General features: G+C 53.4%; 6 protein-coding genes. 5 read left to right on the forward strand and 1 reads right to left on the reverse strand.

What is annotated here, in order from left to right; all coding sequences use genetic code 11:
- Positions 1–220: 220 nt before the first annotated feature.
- The 4 genes from Q4551_RS15895 to Q4551_RS15910 all read left to right on the forward strand — a co-directional run bounded on the left by Q4551_RS15895 (position 221) and on the right by Q4551_RS15910 (position 5,683).
- Positions 221–3,304, forward strand: coding sequence for a transporter substrate-binding domain-containing protein (locus Q4551_RS15895; RefSeq protein ID WP_303434891.1), 3,084 nt, complete (start codon positions 221–223; stop codon positions 3,302–3,304).
- A gap of 160 nt (positions 3,305–3,464) precedes the next feature.
- Positions 3,465–3,947 (forward strand): CinA family protein, encoded by a 483-nt coding sequence (locus Q4551_RS15900; protein WP_303434892.1) that lies wholly within the window; start codon positions 3,465–3,467, stop codon positions 3,945–3,947.
- Between the two features lie 142 nt (positions 3,948–4,089).
- Positions 4,090–5,130, forward strand: a complete 1,041-nt coding sequence (gene recA / locus Q4551_RS15905; RefSeq protein ID WP_303434894.1) for a recombinase RecA — start codon at positions 4,090–4,092, stop codon at positions 5,128–5,130.
- Positions 5,108–5,683 carry a regulatory protein RecX gene (locus tag Q4551_RS15910; RefSeq protein ID WP_303434896.1) on the forward strand — a complete coding sequence of 192 codons (576 nt, stop codon included), beginning with the start codon at positions 5,108–5,110 and terminating at the stop codon, positions 5,681–5,683. Before recA ends, Q4551_RS15910 begins: the two co-directional genes overlap by 23 nt.
- A 3-nt stretch (positions 5,684–5,686) precedes the next feature.
- Here Q4551_RS15910 and Q4551_RS15915 read toward each other — a convergent pair whose 3' ends face one another.
- Positions 5,687–5,890: a DUF2892 domain-containing protein gene (locus Q4551_RS15915; RefSeq protein WP_303434897.1), complete on the reverse strand. Its 204-nt coding sequence runs from the start codon at positions 5,888–5,890 to the stop codon at positions 5,687–5,689.
- A 218-nt stretch (positions 5,891–6,108) separates the two neighbouring features.
- Here Q4551_RS15915 and alaS point away from each other — a divergent pair, with 218 nt between their 5' ends.
- Positions 6,109–8,736 (forward strand): alanine--tRNA ligase, encoded by a 2,628-nt coding sequence (gene alaS, locus Q4551_RS15920; protein ID WP_303434898.1) that lies wholly within the window; start codon positions 6,109–6,111, stop codon positions 8,734–8,736.
- Positions 8,737–8,791: the final 55 nt, after the last annotated feature.

Below are 8,791 nucleotides of genomic sequence, written 5' to 3' on the forward strand. Positions count from 1 at the left end.
AGCCCCCGAAGGGCGCGGGTTGCCGCCGTCCAGTGCGGTGTTGACGAATTTGAAAAGGACTCGTCATTTCGCTGCATACGTCGCCTTGCCCTGAACAACGGCAACACTCGCGCAGAGCCGTGCAGGATTAAATAGATGCCCCTATAGTTCGTTAGATCGGCCAGAATGACTCCGCACCTGGGGGGCATCTGGAGGCATTCGTTGGTATCAAGGGCAAGTTGTGACCATTACTCGTTTTATCCCGTACTACTCCGCTCGATGGCTATCTGCCCGTTTTATCCTCTTGTCAGCCGCCGGGCTGGCTGTCGTGTTCCTGCTATTGCTGAGTCCGGCTGAGGCGGCAATAACCAGTGCTGCATCCAAAACGTTACCAGAGCCTGCGGCCAACCTTGATCTTACGGCAGAAGAACGTACCTGGTTGCTGAACCATCAGACGATCCGGGTACACAACGAGACCAACTGGGGGCCATTCAACTACCACGAATACGGTCGTCCCAAAGGCTATTCGATCGAGTTTATGGATTTGCTGGCCGAAAAGCTGGGTATCCAGGTGGAGTACATCACCGGCCCAAGCTGGAGTGAGTTTATGACGATGCTGGGCACTCAAGAACTGGATGTGATGCTCAATATTGTCCAGACCGAAGATCGCAGCCAGTTTATTCTGTTTACCGAGCCATACGTTACCAATCCTCCAGGTCTTGTGGTGCGTGATGACAATCATGACGTCCGTGACCTGAGGGATCTGAACGGTCGGGTTTTGGCGATTCCCAAAGGGTTCTATTATCAGGAGCTTATCGAACGTTATTTCCCGGGCATTCAACTGTTGCTGTTGACCGACCAACTGGAAACCCTCAAAGCAGTATCCTTTGGCCACGCTGACGCGACCATCGGCGGTATAGCGATTCAGAACTACCTGATGCGCAAGCATCTGATCAACAATACCAAGGTCATTGGTGGTCTCGACGACCCGCGTTTTGAAAATAACCTGCGGATGGGCATTCGGCCTGACTGGGGGATATTGCGGGATATTTTGCAAAAAGCACTGGAATCCGTCACCGAGCAGGAACTAAGCAACCTGGGGCGTCGCTGGCTCAGCAGTGGCTTGCAGAGAACCCAGGTGTTGCAACTGGACAAGGAAGAAAAAGACTTCCTGGCCGCTCACCCGGTATTACGAGTTCATAATGAAATGGACTGGCCGCCGTTCAACTTCAATGAACAAGGCAAGCCCAAAGGGTTTTCGATTGATGTGATGGATCTGATTGCTCAAAAGACCGGCTTTCGTATTGAGTACATCAGTGGCCCGGGTTGGGGGGATTTTCTTCATATGATCAGCAATCGCCAGCTGGATATGATGCTCAATATTGTGAATACCCCGGAGCGGCGGCAGTACATCCGTTTTACCCGTCCGTATGCTGTTAATCCAAACATTATTGCCAGTAAAAAAAGTAACAAATACGAACACATCGACAGCCTGAAAGGTAAAACCGTTGCTGTCCCGCGAGGTTTTTTTTATGAAGAAGTGCTCGGCAAGGAATACCCGGAGATCAAACTGCATCTGGTGAAAAATGCCATTGACGGGCTGAAAGCCGTTTCCATTGGCAAGGCTGATGCGGCAGTCGGCGAAGCGGCGGTCTTTAACCACCTGATTGCCGGCAATATGTTGAACGACCTCACCATTTCCGGTGAAGTCGATATTGGCCAACCGGATCTGGCCAATTTACGGATTGGCGTCCGTTCGGACTGGCCGATTCTGCAGGGAATTATGGACCGTGCCGTGGACTCCTTGTCCCGTGATGAGCAAGCAACTATTTCCCAGCGCTGGATGGGCAATGAAAACTATATTGCCAGACCCGGCAGCGGTATGGCGCTGACCGCCAGCGAAAAAGCCTACCTGGAAAAACAGCCCAACATTACTTATTGCGCCAACCCCGACTGGATGCCGCTGGAAAAAATCGGCACGGGCGGTAAGCACGAAGGCATGGTGGCGGATTATCTGGGCCTGATGGCCGACCGTATCGGGATTGGCCTGACTCTGGTTCAGACCGACAGTACCGCGCAGTCGCTGGAGTACGCCAAAAGCCGTCGTTGCGACATCATGTCGGCGGCATTTGAAACTCCGGACGCCGTACGTCAGCTGAACTTCACCAAACCATATTTGCGTTTGCCACTGGTGATTGCCATTCAGGAACGATCGTTGTTTGTGGATGGACTGAAATCACTCGACCAGCAAACCATCGGAGTGCCTCAAGGATATGGGTTGCTGACCAAGCTGCAGCAGGATTATCCGAGCCTGGAGGTGATTGAACTGCCCGATATCAGCACCGGTCTGCGCCAGGTTGAAGAAGGCCGGATATTCGGCATGATTGGAGCGATCGCCCCGATCGGTCATGCCATCCGCAAGGACCGTTTTATTGATCTCAAGATTGGTGGCCGTCTGGATGAAGACTGGAAGCTGGCAATTGCTGTGCGTAACGATACGCCCGAGCTGCTTTCGATGTTTAATAAAGCCACCGACTACATCACCGAAGAAGAGCGTTCCAAAGTGTTTCAGCGCTGGGTCGCCGTGACATTTGAGCAACAGGTGAATTACCACTTGGTGTGGAAGCTGGCAGCGCTAGTGTCAGTGATTATGCTGGCCATTGTGCTTTGGAACTGGAAGCTGGCGCGTCTGAACCAGCGTTTGAAAACCGAAATGGAATTGCGGCATCAGGCGGAACAGCAACTGCAAGACACCAACTCCGAGCTGAATCGTAAAAACAGCGAGCTGTCGATACTGTCCACAACCGATAACCTGACTGGTCTGGCGAATCGTCTGTCGATTGAGCGTCAGCTGGACAAGGTGCTGGAAGATCAGCAGCGGGAAGGATCGTCTTTCTCTGTCATCATATTGGATATCGACCACTTCAAGCAGATCAACGACCAGTATGGCCATTTGCTGGGGGATGAAGTACTGAAGCGCATGGCCCGTCTGCTGGAAGATAATACGCGCACCAGCGACCAGATTGGCCGTTGGGGTGGGGAAGAATTCATGATTATTCTGCCAGATACCAGCGCAGCGCTTGCCTATCGGTTGGCAGAAAAAATACGCACAGCCATTGCCGCGGAACAGTTCGAAGATGCTGATCACGTCACTACCAGTATTGGCCTGGTTGAAAGCCTCCAGCCCGGGCAGAGTGCCCGCCAACTGCTGCTGAAAGCCGACAAGGCTCTTTACCAGGCCAAAAGCCGAGGGCGTAATTGCGTCGTGGTCGCTGTAATTGCAGGTGGCGACGAGACCTGTTACGCCTCTGAAGCAACGGACTGAGCCAGAGCACTGGTGAATGTCCGGAGCTATGAAACAACCATCATAAAACACTTGTTCATGGTCTGTGGGTCAAGATTATCAACGGTTGATGCTCCCTGGAACCGCCCCCTCTAACCAGTCGTTCTGCAACGCGGTACACTGGAGGTATCTGGAGGAGACTATGAATCTGAACAGCCTGACGGAAGACCTTGCCAATCAACTACTGCTGCGCCACTGGCGTCTGGCGACGGCGGAATCCTGCACTGGTGGCGGTATCGCTGCTGCCTGTACCGACCTGCCTGGCTCATCAGCCTGGTTCGATTGCGGGTTTGTGACCTATTCAAACGAGGCCAAGATGCAACTGCTGGATGTATCGAAAGAGACGCTGGTGGTGGATGGTGCGGTCAGTGAAGCGACGGTCAGAGAAATGGTGGCTGGTGCGGTGAGTAACAGCCGTGCTGATGTGGCGGTGTCGGTCAGTGGTATCGCCGGGCCGGGTGGAGCCGTACCCGGCAAACCGGTCGGTACCGTCTGGTTTGCCTGGGGGAATCATCGCCGTATTGGTGCCGAATGTTGCCATTTTGATGGTGATCGTGCCGCGGTACGCCAGCAAGCCATTGCCCATGCCATCCTGGGGTTGACCCGCTGGCTGGAGCAGGCATAAAAAACTGTGAATCCATCCAGTAAAAAACACTTTGCCGGGTTGGCGCTGATAGGAATTTGTGTTTAACTACTGGTCAAATTTACAGTAAAAACTTTCCGGGCCAGCCAGTGAATTTGACGCCCTGGTGATTAGAGGATATTCAATGGACGCGAACAAACAAAAAGCCCTTGACGCTGCTCTGGGTCAGATTGAACGTCAGTTTGGCAAGGGTGCCATCATGAAGATGGGCGAGCAGCCCCGTGAAGCCATTCCCGCGGTTTCTACCGGTTCCCTCGGGCTGGATATCGCGCTCGGCATCGGCGGTTTGCCAATGGGGCGTATTGTTGAAATTTACGGGCCGGAAAGTTCAGGTAAAACCACCCTGTGTTTATCAACCATGGCGCAGGCGCAGAAACAGGGCAAGACGGTTGCCATTATCGATGCGGAACATGCGCTGGACCCTCTGTATGCCGAAAAACTCGGTATCGACCTCGACAGTCTGCTGGTTTCCCAACCGGATACCGGTGAGCAGGCGCTGGAAATCTGCGACAGCCTGGTACGTTCTGGCGCGGTCGATGTCATTGTGATTGACTCTGTGGCAGCGCTGACTCCAAAAGCCGAAATCGAAGGGGAAATGGGCGACAGCCACGTTGGCCTGCAAGCCCGGTTGATGTCTCAAGCGCTGCGTAAAATTACCGGTAACGTCAAAAACGCCAACTGTCTGGTGATTTTTATCAACCAGATTCGGATGAAAATCGGCGTTATGTTTGGCAGCCCGGAAACCACCACCGGTGGTAATGCCTTGAAGTTTTATTCCTCCGTTCGTCTTGATATCCGCCGTACGGGTTCGGTCAAGCAGGGTGATGAAGCCATTGGTAACGAGACCCGTGTCAAAGTGGTCAAGAACAAGGTCGCTCCTCCCTTCAGACAAGCAGAATTCCAGATCATGTATGGCGCGGGTATCTACCATATGGGCGAGATTATTGATCTGGGTGTGAAGTGTGAACTGGTACAGAAAGCCGGTGCCTGGTACAGCTACCAGAACAACAAGATCGGACAGGGCAAGGCCAATGCCGCCGCATATCTGGAAGAGCATCCGGAAATTGCCGCTGAAATCGAAGCCGGTATCCGTGCCCAGCTGATTGTTGTCCCCAACCTGGAGCAGCCCGCCGACAAAGACAATGTCGAAGCCAAAGAAGACTGAGCCATGCACTATCGCCAGTCTGGTGGAACTGCGCCCGCAGCTACGCCAGGCTGGTATCGACCTGCTGTCCCGCCGCGAACACAGCCGTGATGAATTACACAGTAAGCTGACACGCCGTTTTTATGGACAAATCGACGACGCTATCCGTCTTTCTTTCGAGCCATTACTGACCGATATTCTGGATGATTTTGCTCAGCGGGGCTGGCAAAGTGATGAGCGTTTTGCCCGATTTTTTTTGCGTACCCGTTTTCAGCGGGGGCAGGGGCCATTACGTATCCAGCAAGAGTTGCGGCAGCGACGGGTTGCTGACGATATTGTCCGCATGACATTGGCAGACAGCGATGCTGACTGGTTTGAATTGGCCAGAGCCGGAGCCGCCAAAAAATTGGGGGTGCGTGGCGAACTGGCCAAAATCCGCCTTGCTGATCAGAAAGAAAAAGCCCGTCTTTACCGTTTTCTAGGCTATCGCGGGTTTAACCCAGACCAGATTCAGTACGCACTGGATGCCTGTTGTGAAGCTCACGACGAGCAGGACGAGCGCTGGGACTGGTAGTACTCAGGAAAACGCACAGCCTGCCTTGATGCCCACCTTTTTCAGGATAATGGCCAACGGACAAAAGCCGGTAAACGCGGCTTGAAACAGATTGGCGCCAACAAAGGCAGTAAACCAGAGCCAGTACACATGGTGAAACTGGGACAGGGCCACACTCACTAAAATAAAGCATCCGGCAAGCGCAAGTACCATACGGTCGACATTCATGGCTATAACCTCGAGTCAAGTAAATTTCAGGGGGAGTATGTGAATGTATCTGCGATATCAGAACATTCAAATATAACTGTATGGTTATTTTGTTTTGAGGTCAGGTCAAGCGATTTCTTGTGAATTTCTGCTTTGCAAGAGGGCAGGACTCGGACAAAGCGGAGCAAACCGCTATACTGCCGCTTTGATGCAACCAACCTTCGGAATTACGCCCTCGTATGAAAAGCGCAGATATTCGCCAGGCATTCCTCGATTTCTTTGCCTCCAAAGGGCACGAGGTGGTGCCATCCAGTCCTTTGATTCCTGCCAATGATCCAACGCTGCTGTTTACCAACGCTGGCATGGTGCAGTTCAAGGATGTCTTTCTCGGACAAGACCAGCGCAGCTACAGCCGAGCGGTCTCGTCACAGCGTTGTGTTCGCGCTGGTGGCAAGCACAACGACCTAGAGAATGTCGGTTACACCGCCCGTCATCACACTTTCTTTGAAATGCTGGGTAACTTCAGCTTTGGTGATTATTTCAAAGAAGACGCCATCCGCTTTGCCTGGGAGCTACTGACCTCAAAAGACTGGCTGGGCCTGCCGGTCGAGAAGCTGATGGTCACGGTATATGCCGATGATGACGAAGCCTTTGACATCTGGAATAAAAAAATGGGTGTCCCGGCAGATAAAATTGTCCGCATCGGTGACAACAAAGGCAGTCGTTTTGCGTCAGACAACTTCTGGCAAATGGGTGACACCGGGCCTTGTGGCCCTTGCTCTGAAGTTTTTTATGACCACGGCGAGCATATTTGGGGTGGGCCTCCAGGATCACCGGAAGAAGACGGCGATCGCTTTATCGAAATCTGGAATATCGTTTTTATGCAGTTTGACCGTCAGCCCGACGGTGAAATGCTGCCATTGCCAAAACCATCGGTAGACACCGGCATGGGGCTGGAGCGTATTGCAGCCATCAAGCAAGGTGTTCACAGCAATTACGAAATCGACTTGTTCCAGGCGTTGCTGGCGGCTGCGGCGAAAGCCACCGGCTGTCAGGACACCGAGAACAAGTCGCTGCGGGTGATTGCCGACCATATTCGTTCTACCAGCTTTCTTGTGATCGATGGGGTTCTGCCGTCCAACGAAGGCCGTGGTTACGTTTTGCGTCGTATTATTCGCCGTGCCGTTCGTCATGGTCATATGCTGGGCGCTCCGATTGGCTTTTTCCACACTCTGGTCCCGGCACTGGTTGAACAGATGGGTGAGGCCTATCCTGATTTGGCTGAACTGTCGTCTCATGTGCAAAAGGTACTGCGTCTGGAAGAAGAGCAGTTCGCCAAGACCCTCGACAAGGGCATTGCGATTCTGAATGCCGCGATTGAAACACTGGAAGGCGACACCATTCCCGGTGAAACCGCTTTCCGCCTGTATGACACTTACGGTTTCCCGCTGGATTTGACCGCCGACGTAGCACGTGAGCGTAATCTCAAGGTAGATGAAGCCGGTTTTGATGTCGAAATGGACAAGCAGCGTCAAAAAGCCCGTGCTGCCGGTAACTTTGGTGCCCAGCATGGCACCGGACTGACGATTGACGGTGATACCCGGTTCTGCGGTTATGACGCACTGGAGAATACCGGTACGGTGAAAGCACTGTTCAAAAATGGCGAAGCCGTGGCCGAGCTACAAGCCGGTGACGAAGCCACGCTGGTACTGGACGAAACCGCTTTTTACGCCGAAAGCGGTGGTCAGGCAGGGGATACCGGCTTTCTGACTGCAGCCGGGGTTGTGTTCCAGGTTAAGGACACCACCAAAGAAGGCAAGAACCACTTGCATCAAGGGGTGCTGGTCGAAGGCCAGGTTAAGGCCGGAGATACACTGACCGCCACGGTTGATGCCGAAAAGCGTTTGGCGACCTCCTTGCATCACTCGGCTACTCACCTGTTACACGCTGCCTTGCGCACAGTATTGGGTGCCCATGTGGCGCAGAAAGGCTCGCTGGTAACGTATGACAAGTTACGCTTCGACTTTTCTCATCTGGAAGCGATCAAGCCGGACGAACTGCAGCAGATTGAAACCCTGGTGAATCGCCAGATTCGTGCCAATACGCCAGTGACAACCCGACTGATGGATATCGATGCTGCCCGTGAAACCGGTGCCATGGCATTGTTTGGTGAGAAGTACGACGATGAAGTCCGGGTGCTGTCGATGGGAACCGACGACTTTTCGGTCGAACTGTGTGGTGGTATTCACGCCGCCCGTACCGGTGATATCGGCCTACTGAAAATCAGCTCCGAAAGTGGTATTGCTGCAGGGATTCGCCGTATCGAAGCGGTGGCAGGGCAAGCCGCACTGGATTTTGTTGGACAGCAGGAACAGGTGCTCAAGGGCATCGCGACGTCTCTGAAAGGCACCACGGAAACCGTAGGTGACAAAGTAGAGCAACTGCTGAACCGCACCAAAACACTGGAAAAAGAGCTGGAAGCCTTGAAGTCCAAACTGGCCAGCAGCGCCGGTTCCGATCTGGCTGACAATGCCAGGGAAATCAACGGCGTCAAGGTGCTGGCAGCCCGTCTGGAAGGTGCTGATGTCAACGCCTTGCGTAATATCATGGATCAATTGAAAAACAAGCTGGGCAGCGCCTTGATCATGCTGGCCGCCGAAAATGACGGCAAAGTGACGTTGTTGGCAGGTGTTACCAAAGACCTGATCAAGTCGGCCAAAGCCGGTGATGCGGTCAAGGCCTGTGCAGAATACGTCGATGGTCGTGGTGGCGGTAAGCCCGAAATGGCTCAGGCGGGTGGTCAAAAACCCGCCGGTATTGATGATGCCCTGGCCGCGTTTGAGCGCTGGGCAGCATCCGTCGTCTGATTGACCGGATATGCCCGGCCAATCGGGCAAACCGACAAGAGACATGAGTATGGAT

Origin of the sequence: Oceanobacter sp. 5_MG-2023 (genome assembly GCF_030548165.1) — a bacterium.
Lineage (GTDB): Bacteria > Pseudomonadota > Gammaproteobacteria > Pseudomonadales > Oceanobacteraceae > Oceanobacter.

Excerpts from the sequence above, each read along its gene's own strand:
- Q4551_RS15900 (WP_303434892.1), top strand. The coding sequence starts at position 3,465 with ATGAATCTGAACAGCCTGACGGAAGACCTTGCCAATCAACTACTGCTG.
- recA (WP_303434894.1), top strand. The coding sequence starts at position 4,090 with ATGGACGCGAACAAACAAAAAGCCCTTGACGCTGCTCTGGGTCAGATT.
- Q4551_RS15910 (WP_303434896.1), top strand. The coding sequence starts at position 5,108 with ATGTCGAAGCCAAAGAAGACTGAGCCATGCACTATCGCCAGTCTGGTG.
- Q4551_RS15915 (WP_303434897.1), bottom strand. The coding sequence starts at position 5,890 with ATGAATGTCGACCGTATGGTACTTGCGCTTGCCGGATGCTTTATTTTA.
- alaS (WP_303434898.1), top strand. The coding sequence starts at position 6,109 with ATGAAAAGCGCAGATATTCGCCAGGCATTCCTCGATTTCTTTGCCTCC.